The sequence below is a fragment of the Streptomyces manipurensis genome, assembly GCF_049570255.1.
Lineage (GTDB): Bacteria > Actinomycetota > Actinomycetes > Streptomycetales > Streptomycetaceae > Streptomyces > Streptomyces manipurensis.
This window is the reverse complement of sequence record NZ_CP186950.1, coordinates 2,988,114-3,006,922: the sequence shown is the minus strand read 5'-3', so window position 1 is coordinate 3,006,922 and position 18,809 is coordinate 2,988,114. Positions and strand designations below refer to the sequence as shown.

Annotated in this window: 31 protein-coding genes; 5 read left to right on the top strand and 26 right to left on the bottom strand. The window is 72.8% G+C overall.

What is annotated here, in order from left to right:
- Nucleotides 1–84: 84 nt before the first annotated feature.
- From ACPU2J_RS13770 to ACPU2J_RS13670, 21 genes are all read right to left on the bottom strand, one after another.
- Complete coding sequence (locus ACPU2J_RS13770; protein ID WP_423833341.1) at nucleotides 85–750, bottom strand: hypothetical protein; 666 nt, start codon at nucleotides 748–750, stop codon at nucleotides 85–87.
- A complete protein-coding gene (locus ACPU2J_RS13765; RefSeq protein WP_423833340.1) occupies nucleotides 747–1,142 on the bottom strand; it encodes a hypothetical protein in 396 nt (131 codons plus the stop codon). Before ACPU2J_RS13765 ends, ACPU2J_RS13770 begins: the two co-directional genes overlap by 4 nt.
- On the bottom strand, nucleotides 1,139–1,372 hold the full coding sequence (locus ACPU2J_RS13760) for a hypothetical protein (RefSeq protein WP_423833339.1): 234 nt from the start codon (nucleotides 1,370–1,372) through the stop codon (nucleotides 1,139–1,141). The genes ACPU2J_RS13765 and ACPU2J_RS13760 overlap by 4 nt, the downstream gene beginning before the upstream one ends.
- Nucleotides 1,369–2,004 (bottom strand): hypothetical protein, encoded by a 636-nt coding sequence (locus tag ACPU2J_RS13755; protein WP_423833338.1) that lies wholly within the window; start codon nucleotides 2,002–2,004, stop codon nucleotides 1,369–1,371. The genes ACPU2J_RS13760 and ACPU2J_RS13755 overlap by 4 nt, the downstream gene beginning before the upstream one ends.
- A gap of 60 nt (nucleotides 2,005–2,064) precedes the next feature.
- Complete coding sequence (locus tag ACPU2J_RS13750; protein ID WP_423833337.1) at nucleotides 2,065–2,286, bottom strand: hypothetical protein; 222 nt, start codon at nucleotides 2,284–2,286, stop codon at nucleotides 2,065–2,067.
- Nucleotides 2,287–2,304: 18 nt separating this feature from the next.
- Nucleotides 2,305–3,381 carry a hypothetical protein gene (locus tag ACPU2J_RS13745; protein ID WP_423833336.1) on the bottom strand — a complete coding sequence of 359 codons (1,077 nt, stop codon included), beginning with the start codon at nucleotides 3,379–3,381 and terminating at the stop codon, nucleotides 2,305–2,307.
- Nucleotides 3,382–3,390: 9 nt separating this feature from the next.
- Complete coding sequence (locus ACPU2J_RS13740; RefSeq protein WP_423833335.1) at nucleotides 3,391–3,561, bottom strand: hypothetical protein; 171 nt, start codon at nucleotides 3,559–3,561, stop codon at nucleotides 3,391–3,393.
- Nucleotides 3,558–4,100 (bottom strand): hypothetical protein, encoded by a 543-nt coding sequence (locus ACPU2J_RS13735; protein ID WP_423833334.1) that lies wholly within the window; start codon nucleotides 4,098–4,100, stop codon nucleotides 3,558–3,560. The genes ACPU2J_RS13740 and ACPU2J_RS13735 overlap by 4 nt, the downstream gene beginning before the upstream one ends.
- 26 nt (nucleotides 4,101–4,126) lie before the next feature.
- Nucleotides 4,127–4,492, bottom strand: a complete 366-nt coding sequence (locus tag ACPU2J_RS13730) for a hypothetical protein (protein WP_423833333.1) — start codon at nucleotides 4,490–4,492, stop codon at nucleotides 4,127–4,129.
- Nucleotides 4,489–4,704, bottom strand: a complete 216-nt coding sequence (locus tag ACPU2J_RS13725) for a hypothetical protein (protein WP_423833332.1) — start codon at nucleotides 4,702–4,704, stop codon at nucleotides 4,489–4,491. The genes ACPU2J_RS13730 and ACPU2J_RS13725 overlap by 4 nt, the downstream gene beginning before the upstream one ends.
- Nucleotides 4,701–5,021 carry a hypothetical protein gene (locus tag ACPU2J_RS13720; RefSeq protein WP_423833331.1) on the bottom strand — a complete coding sequence of 107 codons (321 nt, stop codon included), beginning with the start codon at nucleotides 5,019–5,021 and terminating at the stop codon, nucleotides 4,701–4,703. Before ACPU2J_RS13720 ends, ACPU2J_RS13725 begins: the two co-directional genes overlap by 4 nt.
- Nucleotides 5,022–5,035: 14 nt before the next feature.
- The gene (locus tag ACPU2J_RS13715) at nucleotides 5,036–5,233 is read right to left on the bottom strand and encodes a hypothetical protein (protein WP_423833330.1); all 198 of its coding nucleotides are present in this window, start codon (nucleotides 5,231–5,233) and stop codon (nucleotides 5,036–5,038) included.
- 11 nt (nucleotides 5,234–5,244) lie between these two features.
- Entirely contained in the window at nucleotides 5,245–6,186 is a 942-nt protein-coding gene (locus ACPU2J_RS13710) for a hypothetical protein (RefSeq protein WP_423833329.1), read from the bottom strand.
- A gap of 130 nt (nucleotides 6,187–6,316) precedes the next feature.
- Nucleotides 6,317–6,679, bottom strand: a complete 363-nt coding sequence (locus tag ACPU2J_RS13705) for a hypothetical protein (protein WP_423833328.1) — start codon at nucleotides 6,677–6,679, stop codon at nucleotides 6,317–6,319.
- 196 nt (nucleotides 6,680–6,875) lie between these two features.
- Nucleotides 6,876–7,031: a hypothetical protein gene (locus ACPU2J_RS13700; RefSeq protein ID WP_423833327.1), complete on the bottom strand. Its 156-nt coding sequence runs from the start codon at nucleotides 7,029–7,031 to the stop codon at nucleotides 6,876–6,878.
- Nucleotides 7,028–7,462, bottom strand: a complete 435-nt coding sequence (locus tag ACPU2J_RS13695; RefSeq protein WP_423833326.1) for a hypothetical protein — start codon at nucleotides 7,460–7,462, stop codon at nucleotides 7,028–7,030. Before ACPU2J_RS13695 ends, ACPU2J_RS13700 begins: the two co-directional genes overlap by 4 nt.
- A complete protein-coding gene (locus ACPU2J_RS13690; protein ID WP_423833325.1) occupies nucleotides 7,462–7,998 on the bottom strand; it encodes a hypothetical protein in 537 nt (178 codons plus the stop codon). The genes ACPU2J_RS13695 and ACPU2J_RS13690 overlap by 1 nt, the downstream gene beginning before the upstream one ends.
- Nucleotides 7,988–8,467 (bottom strand): hypothetical protein, encoded by a 480-nt coding sequence (locus tag ACPU2J_RS13685; RefSeq protein WP_423833324.1) that lies wholly within the window; start codon nucleotides 8,465–8,467, stop codon nucleotides 7,988–7,990. Before ACPU2J_RS13685 ends, ACPU2J_RS13690 begins: the two co-directional genes overlap by 11 nt.
- Nucleotides 8,464–8,859, bottom strand: a complete 396-nt coding sequence (locus ACPU2J_RS13680; RefSeq protein WP_423833323.1) for a hypothetical protein — start codon at nucleotides 8,857–8,859, stop codon at nucleotides 8,464–8,466. Before ACPU2J_RS13680 ends, ACPU2J_RS13685 begins: the two co-directional genes overlap by 4 nt.
- 90 nt (nucleotides 8,860–8,949) lie before the next feature.
- Nucleotides 8,950–9,234, bottom strand: coding sequence for a hypothetical protein (locus ACPU2J_RS13675; protein WP_423833322.1), 285 nt, complete (start codon nucleotides 9,232–9,234; stop codon nucleotides 8,950–8,952).
- Nucleotides 9,231–9,503, bottom strand: coding sequence for a helix-turn-helix domain-containing protein (locus ACPU2J_RS13670; protein ID WP_423833321.1), 273 nt, complete (start codon nucleotides 9,501–9,503; stop codon nucleotides 9,231–9,233). The genes ACPU2J_RS13675 and ACPU2J_RS13670 overlap by 4 nt, the downstream gene beginning before the upstream one ends.
- Before the next feature lie 190 nt (nucleotides 9,504–9,693).
- Between ACPU2J_RS13670 and ACPU2J_RS13665 the strand changes: the two genes are divergently transcribed.
- Together ACPU2J_RS13665 and ACPU2J_RS13660 are read left to right on the top strand one after the other, a co-directional pair.
- A complete protein-coding gene (locus ACPU2J_RS13665; protein WP_423833320.1) occupies nucleotides 9,694–10,065 on the top strand; it encodes a helix-turn-helix domain-containing protein in 372 nt (123 codons plus the stop codon).
- Nucleotides 10,066–10,369: 304 nt separating this feature from the next.
- On the top strand, nucleotides 10,370–11,224 hold the full coding sequence (locus ACPU2J_RS13660) for a Bax inhibitor-1/YccA family protein (protein ID WP_361598493.1): 855 nt from the start codon (nucleotides 10,370–10,372) through the stop codon (nucleotides 11,222–11,224).
- Between the two features lie 129 nt (nucleotides 11,225–11,353).
- Here ACPU2J_RS13660 and ACPU2J_RS13655 read toward each other — a convergent pair whose 3' ends face one another.
- Nucleotides 11,354–11,584 carry a DUF4287 domain-containing protein gene (locus ACPU2J_RS13655; RefSeq protein ID WP_361598496.1) on the bottom strand — a complete coding sequence of 77 codons (231 nt, stop codon included), beginning with the start codon at nucleotides 11,582–11,584 and terminating at the stop codon, nucleotides 11,354–11,356.
- Nucleotides 11,585–11,685: 101 nt separating this feature from the next.
- Here ACPU2J_RS13655 and ACPU2J_RS13650 point away from each other — a divergent pair, with 101 nt between their 5' ends.
- Nucleotides 11,686–12,030, top strand: coding sequence for a hypothetical protein (locus ACPU2J_RS13650; protein WP_420080588.1), 345 nt, complete (start codon nucleotides 11,686–11,688; stop codon nucleotides 12,028–12,030).
- Here the strand turns inward: ACPU2J_RS13650 and ACPU2J_RS13645 are convergent.
- The 3 genes from ACPU2J_RS13645 to ACPU2J_RS13635 form a co-directional block, all read right to left on the bottom strand.
- Nucleotides 12,014–12,829: a hypothetical protein gene (locus ACPU2J_RS13645; protein WP_361598646.1), complete on the bottom strand. Its 816-nt coding sequence runs from the start codon at nucleotides 12,827–12,829 to the stop codon at nucleotides 12,014–12,016. The genes ACPU2J_RS13650 and ACPU2J_RS13645 overlap by 17 nt on opposite strands.
- Nucleotides 12,830–13,214: 385 nt before the next feature.
- The gene (locus tag ACPU2J_RS13640) at nucleotides 13,215–14,435 is read right to left on the bottom strand and encodes an acetyl-CoA C-acetyltransferase (RefSeq protein ID WP_423833319.1); all 1,221 of its coding nucleotides are present in this window, start codon (nucleotides 14,433–14,435) and stop codon (nucleotides 13,215–13,217) included.
- A 134-nt stretch (nucleotides 14,436–14,569) separates the two neighbouring features.
- Nucleotides 14,570–15,586 carry an SGNH/GDSL hydrolase family protein gene (locus ACPU2J_RS13635; RefSeq protein WP_361598504.1) on the bottom strand — a complete coding sequence of 339 codons (1,017 nt, stop codon included), beginning with the start codon at nucleotides 15,584–15,586 and terminating at the stop codon, nucleotides 14,570–14,572.
- A gap of 129 nt (nucleotides 15,587–15,715) precedes the next feature.
- Between ACPU2J_RS13635 and ACPU2J_RS13630 the strand changes: the two genes are divergently transcribed.
- Nucleotides 15,716–17,101, top strand: a complete 1,386-nt coding sequence (locus ACPU2J_RS13630; protein ID WP_399823605.1) for a cystathionine beta-synthase — start codon at nucleotides 15,716–15,718, stop codon at nucleotides 17,099–17,101.
- 314 nt (nucleotides 17,102–17,415) lie between these two features.
- Here the strand turns inward: ACPU2J_RS13630 and ACPU2J_RS13625 are convergent, their stop codons facing one another.
- On the bottom strand, nucleotides 17,416–17,793 hold the full coding sequence (locus tag ACPU2J_RS13625) for a hypothetical protein (protein WP_420080590.1): 378 nt from the start codon (nucleotides 17,791–17,793) through the stop codon (nucleotides 17,416–17,418).
- Between the two features lie 165 nt (nucleotides 17,794–17,958).
- Between ACPU2J_RS13625 and ACPU2J_RS13620 the strand changes: the two genes are divergently transcribed.
- On the top strand, nucleotides 17,959–18,801 hold the full coding sequence (locus ACPU2J_RS13620) for a MurR/RpiR family transcriptional regulator (protein WP_361598510.1): 843 nt from the start codon (nucleotides 17,959–17,961) through the stop codon (nucleotides 18,799–18,801).
- Nucleotides 18,802–18,809: the final 8 nt, after the last annotated feature.

Here is an 18,809-nt window from a genome sequence, read left to right as displayed (position 1 = left end):
AGCTGCTCTCCTTGTTCTGGCAAGGGGGTTGGCCAGGCCCTCGGCGGTGTTAGCGCACCGGCGGGGGCCGCTCTGCTGTCGGGGCTATCCGGCGAGGAGCTCGGCGTCCTCCTGGTCCTCCTCCCGGTCGTGGTCCATCCACGCTTTCAGCAGCGCCCAGGAGCTCGGCGGGTAGACGACCTCGCACCAGGGGCAGGTCACCGCGCTGCTCGAGCGGTAGTGGCGCAGGACGGCACCGCACACCGCCCCGTCGGGGTCCGCGGCCGGGCACGGCCCGAGGCGGGTGCCGCGCTCCAGGGTGTCGGCCGGGCAGACGATCGCGAGGGCCTGCTCGTCGAGCTGGCGGATCTCGGTCGCGAACTGGCCGGCCTGCTCCCACGTGACGATGTAGTCCAGGTGGAAGGCCAGGCGCCCGGCGGCGGCCGACGCACGGTCCTCGTACGTGCCGGCGATGACGGGCGCCGACCCGCTCCGCGAGGCCTGCATGGCGCCCCACCAGTCCTCGAGGACACCGACGATGCCGCCGGGCCCGCGCAGGGCCAGGACGTCCCCCGCAACGGGCAGGGGTGCCTCGACGAGGCGCACCCGCCCGTACGACGGGCCGCCGGCCGAGGGCTGCAGCTCGTGCTGCAGCAGCCGGTACAGCAGGGGCAGACGGCGCAGCCTGCCCGCCGTCGCGGCCCTGCACCGCGGGCACAGGGTCTCGTCGGCGTGCAGCTCCGCGCGGCGGCACACGCAGGGGCGGTTCATGCCTGCTGCTCCCCGTCCTCGGAGCGAATGGCGTTCCCGGCGACGGCTTCCCGCTCGAAGCACTCGGCGACGTGGCGCAGGACGTAGGCAGCGGACGCCTTGTCCATGCCGGTTGCGGCGGCCTCGATGGAGACGCCGCCCTCGGTGGAGCCGGGCCGGATGATGACGAAGGCGAGGGCGTCAGTGCCGTCGACGGCGACCATCGATGTGGCGGGTTGGGTCATGAGGGATCTCCGCTCAGCTGGACGGGGAGGGTGCAGGGTGCAGGGCCAGCCGCAGCTGGACATCTCAGGGTTCTTGCCGCGGTTGGCGAGGTAGCCGAGGCAGGCGAGGACGAGACCGGCAAGGAGGCTGGCTGCGACCCAGCCGACGAGAACATCGAGGAGGGTCACGTCCGGGGCCTCCCGGGCCGGGGCAGCCGCGCAACCGTGGCTGCGGGACTGCGGGATCCACTGCCGGAGCAGCCCGGGCAGTAGTCGACGTCGCCAGGCGGCGTACGCCACCCGTGCGCGCGGGCGGCGGTGCGGGCCTCGTCGGTGGTCCGGCAGTAGACCGTGATCGCCCCGGTGCAGGCGGCCTCGGTCCACACGGTGTTGCAGTGGAGGGTGACGAGGGCGCTCACTGCGGCCGCCTGTCGAGCGGCGGCAGGAGTCCGAGAGACGCCAGAACATCTCGGACCTCGGCCGCCGGTACGTGAGCGGCGACTGTGACAGCAGCCCGCCGTTGGTCGGCCGTCCACTCGGTGGGGTGCGCCGCCATCGGTTGCACGGGCGCGCCGGAGTCACCCCGGGCCGCTCGGTCTGCCCGGGCGTGTGCTGCGCGGCACGCCGGGTCGATCGGTTCCCGCTTGCGGACGTGCCGCTTGTAGGCCGAGTTAGTGCCGCAGTCGGCCAGACCTCGAGGACCGCTGTCGGCCGGGGGCTCGGCCATCAGCTGCTCCCGCCGGTCGAGGTCGGACACCCAGGCCGCGCACACCGCAGCCACCTGGATCAGCTCGGCGCGCAGCCGGGCCGGGTCGGTCTCGGCCATGACCTCGGTGAACTCCTCGTAGAGGATGTGACCCCAGGTGAGGGCCTCCTCGTCGGCGGCGTGCTGGCACTGCGCCAGGGCTTCCTGCGCCCAGCTGGCGTTGCCGATGCTGGTGCCGTCGCGGTGGCGCTGGTCGCCCCACTTCGCGAGCTGGCGGCCGCGTTCGGCGTCGAGCTCCTCGGCGAAGGCCTTGAGGCCGGGGGTGGTGAACAGGGTGGGGTACATGAGAGCTCCTGCGGGGCTGTAGGGCCGGCGTCCCGCTGCGGGGGACGCCGGCGGGAGGCGTCAGGCGGGCGGCGGGGCGATTCCGGCGGCGACGGCGGCGCGCATCCAGTCGCGGGCCTCGGCGATCAGGGTGTCGGGGTGGTTCTTGCCGAGGCGCAGCCAGTCGGTGAAGGTGCCGCCGGTCTTGAGGTGCCAGGCGGCGAAGGCGAGCTGCCGGACGCGGGGGTCGACGTAGTGCACGCGGGCGGCCGCGGCGGTGTCGAGGGTGGGTTCGGTAACCATCGGTGTCTCCTGGGTGGGTTAGGCGCCCGCGCGGCGGCGGGCCTGCTGGTAGGCGGCGTGGGCGGTCATGAACGCGGCGTCGGTGCCGCCCCGGTCGGGGTGAGCCGCGGCCATGGCCTGGCGCAGCGTCTGCAGGGAGGCGGGTTCCGGACGGGCGGGGAGCTCCGGGGGCGCCAGGTACAGCAGGCGCCTCAGCCGGCGGTGGTAGATCTCGCCCTCGGCCTCGATGCGCTGCCGGTCGACGTAGCTGGCCTTGCCCATGTACGTGAAGCTGATCCGCAGGTTGGTCTTCTTCGTGATGGGGTGCCGGCGGAGCTCGTAGTTGCCCAGGGGGCCGTCGTCCCAGTTGGCGTCCCACAGCTCGTACAGGTACTCGACGGGTGCGGGCACGGCGGGCGCCGGCGGGGTGGCGGCGGCGAGGGCCTCGCGCATGGGCCGGTCGGTGAGGTGCTGCCAGGCCACGCACGGGTAGACGTCGCAGGTCCGCTTAACCGACCCTTCCGGGAGCCGGCCGTAGCCGACCTCGAAGGCCAGGCGGACGCCCTTGACTCGGCGGCCGCCGATGGCGGTGCTCTCGTCGCCCGTCCACAGCAGATGGCCGTCCTGGCCCGGGCGAGTCCGTTGGGCGATGCGCTCCTGCGGGGTTGCGCCCCGCAGGTCGACGGGCGAGGACAGGCCGAGGGCGCGGCGCAGCTTGCCGACGGTCTGACGGCTTACACCGGTGGCGTCGGCGACCTCGAGGTCGGTCAGGGTGCCCGTGCGCAGCAGCTCTTCGGCCTTGTCCATGTCGCCGGAGGCCCGTCCGCCGGTCGGGGCCGTGGGCCGCTTCCACCCGGAGAGGACGGCGCGCTCGAAGGCGGTGAGGCCGCCGCGGATTTCCGAGCGGTACGAAGGGGCGGCGAGGCCTTCCTCACGCAGGGCCTCGCTCAGGCAGCGCAGCCTGACCGGGCAGGCCTCGCAGATGACCAGAGCCCTGACCTCGCTGGCGTGGAAGTCCCTGGCCTTGCGGACGCACAGGCCGTGCTCGGCCCAGTTGGTGGCCGGATCGGTGTCGGCGTGCGGTCGGGAGCGGCGGTTGGAGACGAGGGTGGACACGAGGCCTCCTCAGGGGCTGGTCGGGGCGGTGACGGTGAGGGTCCAGTCGCTGCCGATCAGGTAGGCGGCGATGAACTCGGCGAGGCCGGCCGGGGTGGACTGGTCGGGCGGGGTGATGACGCGGTGGTCCTCGATGGCGGCGGTGATGACGAGCAGCGCGGCGTCCGGCACGCCGGTCACTGCGGGGCCCGCCCGGTCGCCGCCCGCCACTGCTCCACCACGGACTGCCGCACGACGCCCGCCGGCGGGCACTCCACCCCGGCCTGCTGCGCCCAGGCCCGGACCTCGGCCGGGTTGTAGTCGCGGGCGGCTGGCGCCGTGCGGGGCTTGGTGGTGCGGCCCTTGCCCTTCAGCTCGGCCTCTCGCGTCTTCAGCCGGTTCAGCTGCTCCTGCAGCTCGTCCACCTGGCTGGTGATACGCAGGAGCTCGGCCTCGTGCTGGTGGCGGCTCTGCAGGGCTTCCAGCGCGGTCAGGGCACGGTCGGCGTACTGGCGGACCGCGGCGGCGTGGTGGTTGGTGCCCCAGGCGAGGAGCGCGACCGCGTTCGGTACGGCCGGCGGTGCCTCGGGCTGCGGGATGGTGCCGCGGGCGACGAGGGTCTTGTGGGTGTCGATGATGGCGGTGACGTCGGCCAGGGTGGCGCCGGTCTGGTCGGCGATCCGCTGGTCGCTGTACCCGTCGCGGTGCAGCTGCATCACGACGGCGGCGGAGACTCTCATGGCAGTCCTTCGGGTGCGCGGGTGGGTCAGCAGGGGCTGACAATGTGGCGGTAGCCGACGAGGGCCCCGGCAGCGTCGTGGACGGAGTCGAACCCGATGAGGAGGTCGGACCGGCCGCGGGAGGCCAGGCCGACGGCGGCGTCGACGAGGAGGTAGGTGTCCGGGCGGCTGGCCGGCAGGTCGCAGACGATGTGCCGCACCAGGTAGGTCTGGACGGGGCGGCCGCCGTGGAAGGTGCGCGGCCCGGCGCGCAGGACGTCGAGGTTGATGTAGGCCGGCGGAACTTCGGCGGCGAATACGGTGCACCTGGTGTCGAGGGCGTCGTCGGCGATGACGTCGGGGGCGTCCGGCCCGTACACGCGGACGGTCTCGCCGGTCAGGTTGATGATCATTCGGGGTCCTTCGGGGACGGGCGGCCCTCGGCCGCGGTGATCGGTGGGGAGATGTGCCAGCCCTCGTTGCGGACGTCGGCGACGGCCTGCGCCCCGACGAGGGCGGCGACCCGCTCGGGCAGGTCCACGCCGAGCGCCAGGAGCTCGCGCTGCACGGCCGCCGCGATGACCGCGGCCACCGCGTCCGCCACGAGGCCGGACTGCCGGGTCACCGGGTCCACCCCTGCCAGCGCACCGGCCGTACGCCGGACCGCTCCCGGGGCGCACCGCGGCCGCTGCGCCCGGGCCGGGGCGGCGCCGTGCAGGTCGCGGCGTGCGGCATGCCCTGCCACTCGTACGACTCGACGTTCGGGCGCTCGGAGTTCAGGCCCCGGGACCGCAGGGTGCCGACGCTGTCGCGGTAGATCGCGAGGTTGCCGAGGGGGTTGGGCGCAGCGTTGACGGCCTGGCGGCGGCCGGCGGCGGTGATGGTCCACCGGATCCGCTGGCCGCAGCTGGTGCAGCCGACGACGTCGTGGTCGCTGAGCATCAGGGGCTCCTCTCTCAGGTGCCGGGGAGGGCGAGGCAGTCGTGGGTGAGGCACTGCACGTCGCCCGAGACGAGGTGGACGTGGAGGCCGTCCTCGGCGAGGGCCTCGGCGGCGGCCGCGGCGGCCGGGGCGGGCGCCTCCGGCTTGAGCCGGGTCGGGGCGGGGGTGGGCCACTCCTCGTACAGGTCGGGCGGGGCGAGGACGGTCGTCATGGCGGGGCCTCTCAGGCGGTGTCGGAGTCGGGGTCGTTGCGGATGTGCGGGGAGACGAGGCGCCAGCCGTAGACCCGGATGGCCTCGGCCCGGCCGAGAGAGCGGATCGCCCGCCGTACGGCCTCGGGGTCGTTCTCGGCGGCGGAGCGCAGTTCGGCGATCGTGGCCACGTGTTCGGGGTCGCGCACCGACAGCAGGAGCGGCATCTGCCCCTGGTTGCTGGCGCTTTTCGCCTTGACCTGCGCGGCCCGGGCGTCGCGCTTCTCCTGGGTGGTGAGGGTCAGCTGCGGCGGGCCGGGCGGTTCCGGGTCGACGTCGAAGGGGTCGTCCTCGGGCGGGGCGTCGTCGTCCTCGGGCGGAGCCTCGTCGTCGGGCGGTTCGCGGAAGTCCTCCGGAGCGCCCCCAGGGGTCAGGTCCCCACCGACATCAGCCACTTCCTGGGGTAGTACCTGGGTAACCCTGGGTTGTTCGGGTGTCGGACACCCGAACCGTTCGGGTGTCCGGGACCCGAACTCGGTCGGGTGTCGGTCACCCGAACTCTCGGCGTCCGGGTTCGGGTGTCGGTCACCCGAACCCGCCGCCTGGGGTTCGGGTGTCGGGGACCCGTTCTCGGCGTCCTGCCAGGGCGCCGGACTGCGGGGCGTCTTGCGGGGCTTGGGCTGCGACTCGGCCAGGGACGCCAGGGCTGCAGTCCAGTCGGGTTCGAGGCAGATGAAGAGCCGGTAGAGGGCCTGCCGTCCCCGGCCGCGGTCGCCTTCCACCACCACGACCCCGGCCGCGATGGCCGCGTTCAGGTACCGGCGGCAGTCCTTTTCGTTGGAGCCGGTGCCCGCGGCTATGTCCTGAATGCGGATCCTCTTGCCGTCGTGGAAGCGCAGGCAGCCGTCCGTGCCGGCCGCCGCGCCAAGGGCGTAGAGCAGGGTGAGGAAGGCCCCCTTGAGGGGGCGAGGCATCGAGCGCGTCCACCGCCAGAAGATGGCGTTACGGAAGCCGTGAGGCACTCCTCCGCTGCGGTGCTCCGGCTGCTGCTCGTCCGGCACGGTTGCCTCTCTAGGTCGGGGTGGTGCGGTGGTCGGGGTCCGGTCAGGTGAGGCGTGACCTGACGTAGAGGGGCAGCGCCAGCTGGAAGCGGGCCGCGTTGCGCCGGGTCCATTCGCCGGTCAGCCAGCCGCGGGTCTGCAGGGTGCGCACCTGCACGACCACCTGCCGGAGGGGCAGGCCGGTGGCGTCCGCGAGGCCGGACATGCCGGGCTGTGCGGCGGAGGGGATCTCCCCGGTGTCGGAGGCGAGCGAGGCCAGCGTCAGGGCGACGAGGCGGGTGTGCGGGTTCATCGGGCTGGTGCGGATGCCCTGCTGGTATCGGGCGCGGAAGGTGTTGCCGAGGCCGGTGGCGGGCTGCAGGGCGCGGGTGGCGACGTCGAGGGGGGTCGGGACGGTGACGGACACGGTGCCTCCGGTGTCGGGTCTGGCAGGGGGATGGTGTCGGTGCGGCGGGCGGGCCAGCCGGGGCCGGGCGGGGTCTCGGGCCGCCCGGCCATCGCGTTGGGCGAGTGCCGGTCGCACCGCCAGCCGCAGGGGTAGAGACGTGCCGCCTGCAGTCCGTGGGGAAGGGCCAGGGACTCGCAGGGGTGATGCCGGTCGGTCACAGCCGGCGGGCGACGACCGCGACGGCGGCCCGCCAGGCGGCGGCGACCGCGCGGGCCAGGCCGGCGAGCGCCCAGACCATGGCCATCAGCCAGGCCAGGCACCCCGTCGCCAGCAGGACGAGCACGAGCAGCGCGGGCAGGTTCCCGGTCACGACGGGCCCACCTGCAGCTCGGCCGTACGGCCCGTGCGCTCGAGCTCCTTCTCGGCGGCTACCGCCCGCAGGGTCGTCATCCGCAGGTCCCAGTCGAGCGACTCGGCCGTCCGCTGCGCGGTGTGCAGCCGCTCGTCCAGGGCCTCGGCCCGCTCCTGCCACACCCGGCGGTCCCGGGCGAGCTCAGCGGCACCGGGCAGCGTGCGCAGCTCGCGCAGTGCACGGACCTCGGCGCGCAGCCGCTCCTCCTCCGCCGTCCGTACCGGCGCGGCCGGGGCCACGGGGGACGGCACGGGGCCGGGACGCGGACCCGGGCGCGGCCCGGTGGTGACGACGAGCGGGGCCTGCTCCTGCTCCCTCGCCTTGGCCAGCTCCTCGCGGAGGTAGGCGACCTCGGACCGCAGCCGACGGTTCGTACGCAGCCAGGCCATCACACGAGCCCTTCCTCTCTGGCCTCGCGCTCGGTGCAGTCCTCGCACCCGCAGTACGTCCACGACCCATCGATCAGCTCGGCGAAGCACTCGCCCTCGCCCTCCGGGCCGACGCCCTCGGCCTCGGCCTCGGCCGCCCTGCGCTCCTCGTCGGCGACGTCGAGCGCGATCTCGGCCGCCTTCTCCTCCTCGCGGGTGGGGTGGTCCGCCTCGTCGGCGTGCTCGGTGTGGTCCTGGTCCATCGGTCCTCCGGAGATCACATGGCCGCACACGAGGCACTCGAGGCCGGCCGGGGTAGGGGCGTGGGGGCGGGTGAGGTGGGCGCAGCTGGTGGTGTGGCAGGCGGCGTAGGTGGCCGGTGCGCTGCCGCGGCGGTGTCGCCCGCTGGCGGGGGTGGACCAGTCGGTAGCCGGCAGGGGCACGGGCGGAAACCGCCCGGGGTCCTGCCGCTCCAGCCGCCGGGACGCACGGTGCTGCGCCAGGAACACAGCGAGGCAGACCAGGGCGAACAGCAGTAAGGGCAGCTCACGAGGCATGAGGCACCGCCCCGGCCCACGCGGTGACGGCGTCCCCGGTGATTACCAACTCGACGTCCACGGAGCTGAGGTGGCCGCGCACGGTGTACGCGGCTCCCTCGCGGATCCCGGTCGCCGGGTCCGTCTCGAACCGGCCGAGCCACCAGCGCATGCAGTCCGGCGATTGCGGGCGGACGGTGATCTGCAGGTGCGTCGCCGACCGCACGTCCGTCGCGAGGACGTCGGGCTGCGACGTCCGCAGCCGCAGCGCCAGGTCCGCGGCAGGGGAGTCCTCGGCCACGTCCGGGTCGATGGTGTGCACGGGGACGGTCACCGGCCGGAGGGCCGCGCGGGCGGCCGCGGTCTCCGGGGACTGCAGCAGCCGGCAGTCCTCGAGGGCCTGCGCCAGGTCCTCGGGCGTCCGGATCCCCTGCTCCATGGCGGCGCGGAGCACGCCCTCAGCAGCACGGACCCGCAGGACCGCGCTCACCGGGAGGACTCCCGTCCCGCCACGACGTCCTCGAGCTCGGCGATCCGCTTGCGCAGTTGGGCCTCGACGGATGCGGCGGCGACGGGGGCCCGGAGTTCCACCGGCACGCCGTCGACCATCCTGGCGATCGAGTGCCAGTAGAACTCGGAGCCGTAGCGGTCGGAGGTCGGCGTGATCTCCCCGCCGAGCAGGAGCCGGAAGGCCTCGAGGGCGCCGGCCCCGCGGGCGGTCTCGTAGAGGTGGCCGGAGATCTGGCCGAACGCGCTGACGGACCAGATGATGCTGCCGGTGAGCAGCGGCTCGCAGGCCGGGGACTCCTCCAGCTGCAGGAGCAGCTTGGCGAGTGCGGTGGCTGCGGTCCGTGCCTTGGTGCGGGTACTGTCATCGGTCATGGTGTTGCCTCGCTGTCGTGTGTGAGGTGGGCCGTAGGGGTCGCATCCGGGCCGGCCAGGGCCCGAGCGGCCCCGCTCTGTGTGCGGGCATCAGCCCGAGCGGCGCGCGCCCTTGGGACGGATCTGCGTGATTGACGGCGTGCCAGCGGCGGGAGAAGCCGGGGCCCGCGACGGGGTGGCGGGCAGCACGCGGAACATGACCTTGATCTCGAGGATGTCCTCGGCCGAGAACACCGGCCGGGCGCCGCCGATCTTCTGGTGCGGAAGCCGCTTGATGTTGTCCTCGAGGAAGCGCGGCAGACACCCGAGGATCGCGGCCGTCTGCTCGAGGCTGTAGTTCTGCAGGTGCTCGATGCTGTAGGGCAGCGCGCTCACGGCGTGCCCCCTGCCTCCGGCACTTCGGTCTCGAAGACCTCGGCGTCGAGACCCAGGAGTTCGGTCAGGACCAGGCGCAGGCCGGGGCGCGGGGTGTAGTGCCCGCGTTCCAACTTGCTGAGGTGGGAGTGCGCGACCGGGACACCGGCCTTGTCGCAGCGGTCGGCGAGCTTCACGAGAGTGAGGCCCAGCTCGAGGCGCCGGCGCCGGAGCGCGCGCCCAAGGCGGAGGCGGGGGGTTTTGGTGGCCCCTGCTGCTTTCTGTGGCATGCGACGCAGATTAGCGCAGATCTGCTGTGGGTGGCAACAGATCTGCGCAGGTCTGTGTATCGGGGTGTGACTGGATTCGCTACGCCTCCATGCGGGTACTGATACGGGCCGCAGGCACCTGCGCTAATCTGCGTTGAATCTGTCGGGTGGAAGGGTGTAGGGGATGCCGCAGTCGGGGCTCGATGGCGCTATGGACAGGCAGAGGCAGGCCCTCGGCCTCACCTGGCGTCAGGTGGCGGAGACCGCGGGCATCTCCTACGAGACCCTCCGGGCGATCCGGCGGGGTGAGCAGGCCGGCAGTGACCTGACCCGCCGGGGCCTCGAGCGGGCGCTGCGGTGGGCGGTGGGCGGGTTCGAGGTCGCCGAGACCGGGGGCACCCCCGAAGCCGTGCCCGAGCCGTCCGCGCAGGGCTCGGCCGAGGGTTCGGCGCCGGCCTCCGACCCCCAGGTGGACGCCATCCTGACGATCCTCGACGGCCTGCCCCCGCGGGTGCAGGAGGAGGTCCTCCGGCGGCTGGGCGAGCGGCTGCCACCCGGCGTTGCGGGCCGCAAGGCCAGCTGACTCCGTGTTCCCGCCCGTGTTCCCCAGGGAACACGGCGGCGGGCCGAGGCGGGGCCGGGCGGGGCGAGACGGGCCAGGACGGGACGGTTCGCGCAGGTCATCGCATACGGCCAGGTCAGAGGCGTCAACGGGTCGGGTTCAAGTCCGGCTCCGGGCACTCCGCGGCTCTCGCTCAGGGTGCCCCCTTTATCCCCTGCGCTTCGCCATGCCTTCTCCTAAGATCCTCCTCCAGCAGTAGGGTGCTTTCTTTGCGAGCGCATTACTCTTGATGCAAGGCCGCGCACGGTGGCCACGGAGGAGTGAGATGAGGAGCAGTAACCCGGTCTTCTCGCGACGGGGGTTCAGCCGCGACAACGGTGGCTACGCGGGCTTCGACGCCCAGCAGCAGCACCAGCAGGCCGGGACCAACCCGTACGCGACCAACCCGTACGCGACAGACCCGGCCACGGGTATGCCACAGGCGCCGGCGCGCACCAACGCGATGACCATCGACGACGTCGTGAGCCGCACGGCCATGACGCTCGGCGTGCTCTTCGTGACGGCGACCCTCTCGTGGGTGCTGCTGCCCGTCGACCCGGAAAACCTGGGTATGTCGTACGGCATCGGCATCGGCGCCATGCTCGTGGCGTTCGTCTTCGCGATCATCCAGTCGTTCAAGGCCAAGGCCTCCCCGGGCCTCATCCTGGCGTACGCGGCCTTCGAGGGCGTCTTCCTCGGTGTCATCAGCGCCGCCACCAGCACCTACTTCGGTGCCGGCGTCGTCATCCAGGCCGTCCTGGGCACGATGTGCGTCTTCGCCGCCGTGCTCTTCGCGTACAAGATGCGCTGGATCCGCGTCACCCGCCGCTTCTACGGCTTCGTGATGGCCGCGGCCCTGGGCTTCATCCTCCTCATGCTCGCGAACACGCTGTTCGCGGTCTTCGGCGGCGGTGACGGCCTCGGCTTCCGCAGCGGCGGCCTCGGCCTGCTGTTCGGTGCCATCGGCGTCATCCTCGGCGCCTGCTTCCTCGCCCTGGACTTCAAGCAGGTCGAGGACGGCATCACCTACGGCGCCCCCCGTGAGGAGTCGTGGCTGGCGGCCTTCGCCCTCACCATGACCCTGGTGTGGATCTACATCGAGATGCTGCGCATCTTCCAGATCCTCTCGGGCGACGACTAGCCGGACCGGCGGGCCCTCCGGGCCCGTCGCCGGTCCGGCGCACCGCCGGTCCACAGCACGGGAAGGCCCCGCGAGCTCACCGCTCGCGGGGCCTTCCCGCATCCCGGGGTGCGGCCACGGGGGGAGGGGTCAGCCGAACCTGCGGGCGGCTCTGCGCAGGTCGTACTCGTGAATGATCGCCTTGGCCTGGCCGTACGACAGCTCGTGCGCGCCGCGCAGCCAGCTGACCTTCTCCTCGAACCGGACGAGGGAGGGGCCGTCGTCGACGGTGCGGAGCCAGTCGGTGAGATCACGACCGGTGGTCTGGGGGATTCTGTCGATCATGTTGCGGTGGGTCTGCTCGGAGAACTCTACGGACATGGGCGCCTCCGGAGGTTTGGCCGTGCTGTCCTCTTCACGCCACCGTGCCGGAGAGTTCGCCCGTTGGCAATGGCGCCCGGGCGCCGCGTAAGGTCGGCCGGGTGCTGGATACCTCGCCCCTGAGCGCCGCCGTGGAACGATTCGCCGACCGGCTGCGCGCCGCCCCCCAGAGCCGTCTGCGGCAGGGAGCCGCCGCCGCGGGGCTGGAGCTGGCCCGCGAGCTGTCCGTACGGGCCCAGGCACTGGAGGATCCCGCGGGGGCGCCGCGGGAGATCCCGGACGCCGGTGTGTTCGTTGTCGGCGACCAGGTGTCCGTGGCCGGCCTGGACCTCGCCGAGGCGCTGCGCGCCGCGGGGCCCGCCCCGGACGCGGCGACGGCCCCGTCCGAGATGCTGGACGAGGCCGTACGGCTGGTGGAGCGGGCCGAGATCAGAGCGATGCGATGACGCGGTCCGCGAGGATGTAGACGTTGCTGTCGGGGTCCTCGGAGTCCCCGCAGGAGAAGGTCAGCGCGTAGGCGCCGGAGATGCCCGAGCCGCCCAGCAGGACCGGCGCGGTGCCCGAACGCAGGGCCTCGGCGAGCCGCTCCGCGGTCTCCCGGTGCCCCGGGGTCATGCACAGCGTCGTGCCGTCCGTGAAGACGTACACGTCGAGCGTGCCCAGCGGGCCGGGACGGACGTCCGCGAGGGCCGTACGGGCCTCCGCGAGCTCCTCCAGGCGGTTCACCGTGCGCTCGTGGTCGGCGCCGGGGTGTGCGGCCTGCACCGGCACGAAGTCGGGGTGCGAGGGGTGGCGCCGACGGGCGGCGGCCAGCTCGGCCGAATCCTCCGGGTAGCCGGGGAGGTCGTCGAGGACCTCCTCGCCCAGGACGGGCTCCAGGCCCACCAGGTCCGCCTGCCGGGGCAGGAAGACCGGGCTGTCCTCGCCGAGTCCGGGCAGGCCGCCCAGCAGCGAGGGGGCGTCCGCGGCGTCGCGGGCCTCCTGCGCGGCCCAGAAGGCCCGCGCCTCGGCCAGCTCGCGCTCGCGCTCCTCGGCGAGCGCCTCGGCCACGGCGGCCCGTATCTCGGCGGCGGGGGACTGCACGGCGTTGCGGGCGTGCGGGACGGTCGCACCGCGGGGGTGGACCGGTGCCGTCAGCTCGCAGCGCAGGGCGGCGACCTGCTTGCGCAGACCGTGGACGGCGTGCAGAGCAGCAGCGCCCACGGCCGTGGCAGCGGCCGTGGTCAGCAGCAGGGCAAGAGACATGGCGCTCACTGACTAACTCCTGAGGTGATTCGATCCCCCGACTTCCTACATCAGAGTGTCCCGGCCTGGGAATGGCGTGCAGTGCATTACGTCACGAAATGGACAGGGCTTTCGTCACACCGGAACGGTTCTGTCCCTCGCTGACCTGGGTAAACACCGATCCCCCAGGACGTAGGTCACATCCTGGGGGATTTTCGGTCACAGGTCGGCGGCGGCGTGATTAGAACCCATGTCAGTACGGGGCGTGGGTCCTTGGGGCGCCTGCCCCGCTTCTTGATCGGGTCACGAAACCCCTACCCTCCGCCACGATGACGGCTCGGCTTCGCCACCGCTGCGGGCAGGTGCCGCGCTCGTCCCTCGCACGACCCCTACCCTCCGCTACGGCTCAGCTCAGCCGCTCGATCACCATCGCCATGCCCTGGCCGCCGCCCACGCACATGGTCTCCAGACCGAACTGCTTGTCGTGGAACTGCAGGCTGTTGATCAGGGTGCCGGTGAGGCGTGCGCCGGTCATCCCGAAGGGGTGACCCACGGCGATGGCTCCGCCGTTGACGTTCAGCTTGTCGAGGGGGATCTCCAGGTCGCGGTACGACGGGATGACCTGCGCCGCGAAGGCCTCGTTGATCTCGAACAGGTCGATGTCGCCGACCGTCAGGCCGGCCCGCTTCAGCGCCTGCTTCGACGCCTTGACCGGACCCAGGCCCATGATCTCGGGGGAGAGGCCCGTGACACCGGTGGAGACGATCCGGGCCAGCGGGGTCAGGCCCAGCTCCCGCGCCTTGGTGTCGCTCATGATGACCAGCGCGGCCGCGCCGTCGTTCAGCGGGCAGCAGTTGCCCGCGGTCACCAGGCCGTCGGGGCGGAAGACCGGCTTGAGGCCCTGCACGCCCTCCAGGGTGACGCCCGCGCGCGGGCCGTCGTCGGTGGAGACGACCGTGCCGTCCGGGGTGGTGACCGGGGTGATCTCGCGGGCCCAGAAGCCGTTCTTGATGGCTTCCTCGGCCAGGTTCTGCGAGCGGACGCCGAACTCGTCCATGTCCTGGCGGGTCACGCCCTTCAGGCGGGCCAGGTTCTCGGCGGTCTGGCCCATCGCGATGTACGCGTCGGGGATCAGGCCGTCCTCGCGCGGGTCGTGCCACGCCGAGCCCTCGCTCTGGGCCACGGCGGCCGTACGGGCCTCCGCGTCGCCGAAGAGCGGGTTGTGGGTGTCCGGCATGCCGTCCGAGGAGCCCTTCACCGAACGGGAGACCATCTCGACGCCCGCGGAGATGAACACGTCGCCCTCGCCCGCCTTGATGGCGTGCAGCGCCATCCGGGAGGTCTGCAGCGAGGAGGAGCAGTAGCGGGTGATGGTGGCGCCCGGCAGGAAGTCCATGCCCATCTGCACCGCCACGATGCGGGCCAGGTTGTGGCCCTGCTCGCCGCCCGGCAGGCCGCAGCCCAGCATCAGGTCGTCGATGTCGCGCGGGTCCAGCCCGGGGACCTTCGCGAGCGCCGCCTGGATGATCGTCGCGGTCAGGTCGTCCGGGCGGACGTCCTTGAGGGACCCCTTGAAGGCGCGCCCGATGGGCGAGCGGGCGGTGGAAACGATGACTGCTTCGGGCATCGGGGCTCCAAGGGTGTGTTGCGGCTCTGTGCGGGACCGCATGCGAAGTTACCGCCCCGTACGGTCCAGGTCACCGGCAGGGGCGTGTGACACCGGCCGCACTCCGGCGGCCCCTGCGACGATCGCAGGGCGCCTCACGGCACCGGGGCCTCGGGGGTGCCGGCCGGCCGGGCCGGATCCGTCGCGGGCACCCGCCGCCGCCGGCGGTGCTTGAGCAGCACCCACGGACCGCGGACCGCCGTGACCTCCGTGCCCGCCTGGCCCGCGGCGGCCGACGCGGCCTTCGCCACCGGCAGCATGTCCTCGTCCCGGGACACGTCCAGCCGGTCCGACTCGGGCCACAGCCCCAGCGCCGCGCACAGCGTCGGCAGCACGGCCATCGCGGCGGTCGCGTAGCCCTCCGCCGACGGGTGGTAGAAGTCCGGGCCGAACATCTCGCGCGGATTCGCCGCGAACTCCGGCCCCAGCAGGTCCCCCATGGAGACCGTACGGGCGCCCAGCGCGACCACCCCTATGGTCTGCGCGGCCGCCAGCTGCCGCGAGACGCGCCGCGCCAGCCAGCGCAGCGGCTGGTACACCGGCTCGATGGTGCCGAGGTCCGGGCAGGTCCCCACGACCACCTCCGAACCGGCCATCCGCAGCCGCCGCACGGCCGCCGTGAGCAGCCGCACCGACTGGGTCGGCGGCATCCGGCGCGTCACGTCGTTGGCGCCGATCATGATCACGCAGACGTCCGGGGGCGGGGCGTCCCCGTCCAGCAGCAGGCCCACCTGCCGGTCCAGATCGTCCGACATGGCGCCCGACAGGGCCACGTTGCGCAGCCACACCGGCCGCTCCGCCACCGCCGCCAGCCCCGAGGCCAGCAGCGCCGCCGGAGTCTGCCGGGCCCGCCGCACCCCCAGTCCCGCGGCCGTGGAATCGCCCAGCATGCCCAGCCGCATCGGCCCCGGGCTCAGCTCCGGCCCGCCGAACTCGCTCCCGTACAGTCCGTCGGCCCGCGGCGGGTCCGGCAGCCCCGAGCCCACCGTCCGCTTGGCGAACTGGACCTCCGCCAGCACCAGGCCCACGGCGGCGGCTCCGACCAGCCCGAGGCCGCCCCCGCCGTACGCCGCACCCGCCGCGATCCGGCGGGCCGTTCTCGCCCTGGACATCCTTCAGGCCACCTCCTCGCGCCTCATTGACCCCTACCTGCCCCGTACGAGCGGTCGGTCAATCCCTTTCCGCATACCCTGGCCGGACCTCCCGGAGAACCCGTGGGGGTCCCCTCCTTGGAGAACATGGTGCAATTCCACGACTCGATGATCAGCCTCGTCGGCAACACCCCGCTGGTGAAGCTCAACCGTGTGACCGAAGGCCTCCAGGCCACCGTCCTTGCGAAGGTCGAGTACTTCAATCCCGGTGGATCCGTGAAGGACCGGATCGCCGTACGGATGATCGAGGCCGCCGAACAGAGCGGAGCCCTCAAGCCCGGCGGCACCATCGTGGAGCCGACCAGCGGCAACACCGGTGTCGGACTCGCCATCGTGGCCCAGCAGAAGGGCTACAAGTGCATCTTCGTCTGCCCTGACAAGGTGTCCATGGACAAGATCAACGTGCTGCGCGCGTACGGCGCCGACGTGGTCGTCTGCCCGACCGCCGTCGACCCCGAGCACCCGGACTCGTACTACAACGTGTCCGACCGCCTCGTGCGTGAGACCCCCGGTGCCTGGAAGCCCGACCAGTACAGCAACCCGAACAACCCCCGTTCGCACTACGAGACCACCGGTCCGGAGCTGTGGGAGCAGACGGAGGGGAAGATCACCCACTTCGTCGCGGGCGTCGGCACCGGCGGCACCATTTCCGGTACCGGCAACTACCTCAAGGAGGTCAGCGGCGGGAAGGTCAAGGTCATCGGCGCCGACCCCGAGGGCTCGGTCTACTCCGGCGGCTCCGGCCGCCCCTACCTCGTCGAGGGTGTCGGCGAGGACTTCTGGCCGACCGCCTACGACCCGAACGTCACCGACGAGATCATCGCGGTGTCCGACAAGGACTCCTTCCAGATGACCCGCCGCCTGGCGAAGGAGGAGGGCCTCCTCGTCGGCGGTTCCTGCGGCATGGCCGTCGTGGCCGCGCTCAAGGCCGCCGAGGGCCTCGGCCCGGACGACGTGGTCGTCGTCCTGCTGCCCGACAGCGGCCGCGGCTACATGAGCAAGATCTTCAGCGACGAGTGGATGGCCGGACACGGCTTCCTCGAGGAGGCCGGACCGGCCGCCCGCATCGGCGACGTGCTGAACGACAAGGAGGGCGGCATCCCCTCCCTCGTCCACATGCACCCCGAGGAGACCGTCGGCCAGGCCATCGAGGTCCTGCGCGAGTACGGCGTCTCCCAGATGCCGATCGTCAAGCCCGGCGCCGGCCACCCCGACGTCATGGCCGCCGAGGTCATCGGCTCCGTCGTCGAGAAGGAGCTGCTCGCGGCCCTCTTCGCGCAGCGGGCCTCCCTGACCGACCCGCTGGAGAAGCACATGAGCTCCCCGCTGCCGCAGGTCGGCTCCGGTGAGCCCGTCTCCGAGCTCATGTCCGTGCTCGGTGAGGCCGACGCCGCGATCGTCCTGGTCGAGGGCAAGCCCACCGGCGTCGTCAGCCGCCAGGACCTCCTCGCGTTCCTGGCCAAGACCTCGAAGTAACCGGGAGGGGCCGCGCACGGTCGTCGCGCAAACGGTACGGGCCGGACACGTGACAGCAGCACGGCCTTAACACGGCTACGGCACAGTGGTGGTCGTCGGCAGGGAATCCGGGAGACCGGGACCCGGCCGGCACCACCGACGGCGTACGGGCGGTCCGGAGCGGCTCCCGGACCGCACGCACGCCACGGACGCGGACGGCCCTGACCCGGCCGTGTCCTCCGCGGAGACCGCCGTCGTCCCGCCCCTCGCCGCAAGGCGAGGGTGCGGCGGTCTCCGCCCAGTCCTTTTCGGGCTCGGTTCGCCTCCCGGGCGTCTCAGGACGGGGAGTCGGGCCGGGGGCGCCGCAGCCGGGCGGCGTGGACGAGGTTGACGCCCACGATGCCCGCCCACGCGACCACCAGCCCCTTGAACCCCGTCTGCACGGCGGCGACCGCCGTCAGCGGGATCGACAGGACCAGGGCGATGATCGCGAAGCCGAAGCGCTCGCCGAAGTTCCCCTCCGCCCCCGCGTCGCCGGGCGCCGGTCCGCGCACCTCGGCGAGGCGCTGCTCCGCCAGGCGCCTGCGGACCTGGGTGTCGACCTTCTCGACGAACGAGTCCACCAGCGCGGCCTCGTACTCCGGGCCCAGCTCCCGCCGGGCCTTCAGCGTCGCGTCGAGTTCCTTCTTCAGCTCTTGGGTGTGGGCGTCCATGTCCCCACCGTAGGAACCGCAGCCGCCCCCGGCACTGGTGCTGTCCCCCCTCTCCGCGCTGTCCGTCCCTCCGCATCCGCATCGCGGGCACCGGCTTGCCCCGCTGCATAACCGCATGCAGAGTGCTCCGTGACTGAATAATCCACCGGGACTGAGGGGGACGGCATGAGCGACAGCCCGGCCGCGCGGCTCCAGGCGCTGTTCGAAGGGCACCGGCTGACGCCGACCCAGCGGCGGATCGCGCACTGCATGGTGCGCGGAGCGGCGGAGGTGCCGTTCCTGTCGAGCGTCGAGCTCGCCGAGCTGGCCGGGGTGAGCCAGCCGTCCGTGACCCGCTTCGCCGTCGCGCTCGGCTTCGACGGCTATCCCGCGCTGCGCAGGCACCTGCGGGAGGTGGCTCCGGCCGAGCGGGCCGAAACGCCTCGGGAGGACTCGTACAACGAGTACCAGCAGGCCGTGCTCGGCGAGATCGAGAACCTGCGTCGGCTGGCCGAGATGCTCGCCGACCCCGCGCCCGTCGAGGAGGCCGGCCGGCTGCTCGCCGCCTCGAAGCCGCTGCCGGTGCTCGGGCTGCGGGCGGCGTCCTCGCAGGCGCGCGGGTTCGCGTACTTCGCGGCCAAGGTCCACCCGGACGTCCGGCTCCTGGACGAGGGCGGCTCGATGATGGAGGACCGCATCGACGCCGCGCTGTACGAGGGCGCCACGGCGCTGCTGTGCTTCGCGCTGCCCCGGCACCCGCGCGAGGTCGTGGACACCCTGGAGCGCGCGCGCAAGGCCGGCCTGACCGTGATCACCGTCGCCGACTCGGCGTTCGCGCCGGTCGCCCGCCACTCCGACCTGCTGATCCCGGCGCCCGTCGGCACCGGGCTGGCCTTCGACACGGCGTGCGCCCCGATGCTGCTGGGCCGGGTGCTGCTGGAGTCGATGGCCGACGCGCTGCCCGACGCGCAGGCCCGCCTGGAGGACTTCGACGCGCGGGCGGCGGCGCGCGGACTGTTCGTGGAGTAACGGCGTGC

Bases quoted from the DNA above. Each gene is read 5' to 3' on its own strand.
- ACPU2J_RS13720 (WP_423833331.1), bottom strand. From the start codon at position 5,021: ATGCTCAGCGACCACGACGTCGTCGGCTGCACCAGCTGCGGCCAGCGG.
- ACPU2J_RS13690 (WP_423833325.1), bottom strand. From the start codon at position 7,998: ATGCCTCGTGAGCTGCCCTTACTGCTGTTCGCCCTGGTCTGCCTCGCT.
- ACPU2J_RS13730 (WP_423833333.1), bottom strand. From the start codon at position 4,492: ATGATCATCAACCTGACCGGCGAGACCGTCCGCGTGTACGGGCCGGAC.
- ACPU2J_RS13770 (WP_423833341.1), bottom strand. From the start codon at position 750: ATGAACCGCCCCTGCGTGTGCCGCCGCGCGGAGCTGCACGCCGACGAG.
- ACPU2J_RS13625 (WP_420080590.1), bottom strand. From the start codon at position 17,793: ATGGACGCCCACACCCAAGAGCTGAAGAAGGAACTCGACGCGACGCTG.
- ACPU2J_RS13755 (WP_423833338.1), bottom strand. From the start codon at position 2,004: ATGTACCCCACCCTGTTCACCACCCCCGGCCTCAAGGCCTTCGCCGAG.
- ACPU2J_RS13660 (WP_361598493.1), top strand. From the start codon at position 10,370: ATGAGGAGCAGTAACCCGGTCTTCTCGCGACGGGGGTTCAGCCGCGAC.
- ACPU2J_RS13715 (WP_423833330.1), bottom strand. From the start codon at position 5,233: ATGACGACCGTCCTCGCCCCGCCCGACCTGTACGAGGAGTGGCCCACC.
- ACPU2J_RS13620 (WP_361598510.1), top strand. From the start codon at position 17,959: ATGAGCGACAGCCCGGCCGCGCGGCTCCAGGCGCTGTTCGAAGGGCAC.
- ACPU2J_RS13680 (WP_423833323.1), bottom strand. From the start codon at position 8,859: ATGACCGATGACAGTACCCGCACCAAGGCACGGACCGCAGCCACCGCA.
- ACPU2J_RS13635 (WP_361598504.1), bottom strand. From the start codon at position 15,586: ATGTCCAGGGCGAGAACGGCCCGCCGGATCGCGGCGGGTGCGGCGTAC.
- ACPU2J_RS13735 (WP_423833334.1), bottom strand. From the start codon at position 4,100: ATGAGAGTCTCCGCCGCCGTCGTGATGCAGCTGCACCGCGACGGGTAC.
- ACPU2J_RS13750 (WP_423833337.1), bottom strand. From the start codon at position 2,286: ATGGTTACCGAACCCACCCTCGACACCGCCGCGGCCGCCCGCGTGCAC.
- ACPU2J_RS13665 (WP_423833320.1), top strand. From the start codon at position 9,694: ATGGACAGGCAGAGGCAGGCCCTCGGCCTCACCTGGCGTCAGGTGGCG.
- ACPU2J_RS13710 (WP_423833329.1), bottom strand. From the start codon at position 6,186: ATGCCTCGCCCCCTCAAGGGGGCCTTCCTCACCCTGCTCTACGCCCTT.
- ACPU2J_RS13670 (WP_423833321.1), bottom strand. From the start codon at position 9,503: ATGCCACAGAAAGCAGCAGGGGCCACCAAAACCCCCCGCCTCCGCCTT.
- ACPU2J_RS13645 (WP_361598646.1), bottom strand. From the start codon at position 12,829: ATGTCTCTTGCCCTGCTGCTGACCACGGCCGCTGCCACGGCCGTGGGC.
- ACPU2J_RS13640 (WP_423833319.1), bottom strand. From the start codon at position 14,435: ATGCCCGAAGCAGTCATCGTTTCCACCGCCCGCTCGCCCATCGGGCGC.
- ACPU2J_RS13655 (WP_361598496.1), bottom strand. From the start codon at position 11,584: ATGTCCGTAGAGTTCTCCGAGCAGACCCACCGCAACATGATCGACAGA.
- ACPU2J_RS13695 (WP_423833326.1), bottom strand. From the start codon at position 7,462: ATGGCCTGGCTGCGTACGAACCGTCGGCTGCGGTCCGAGGTCGCCTAC.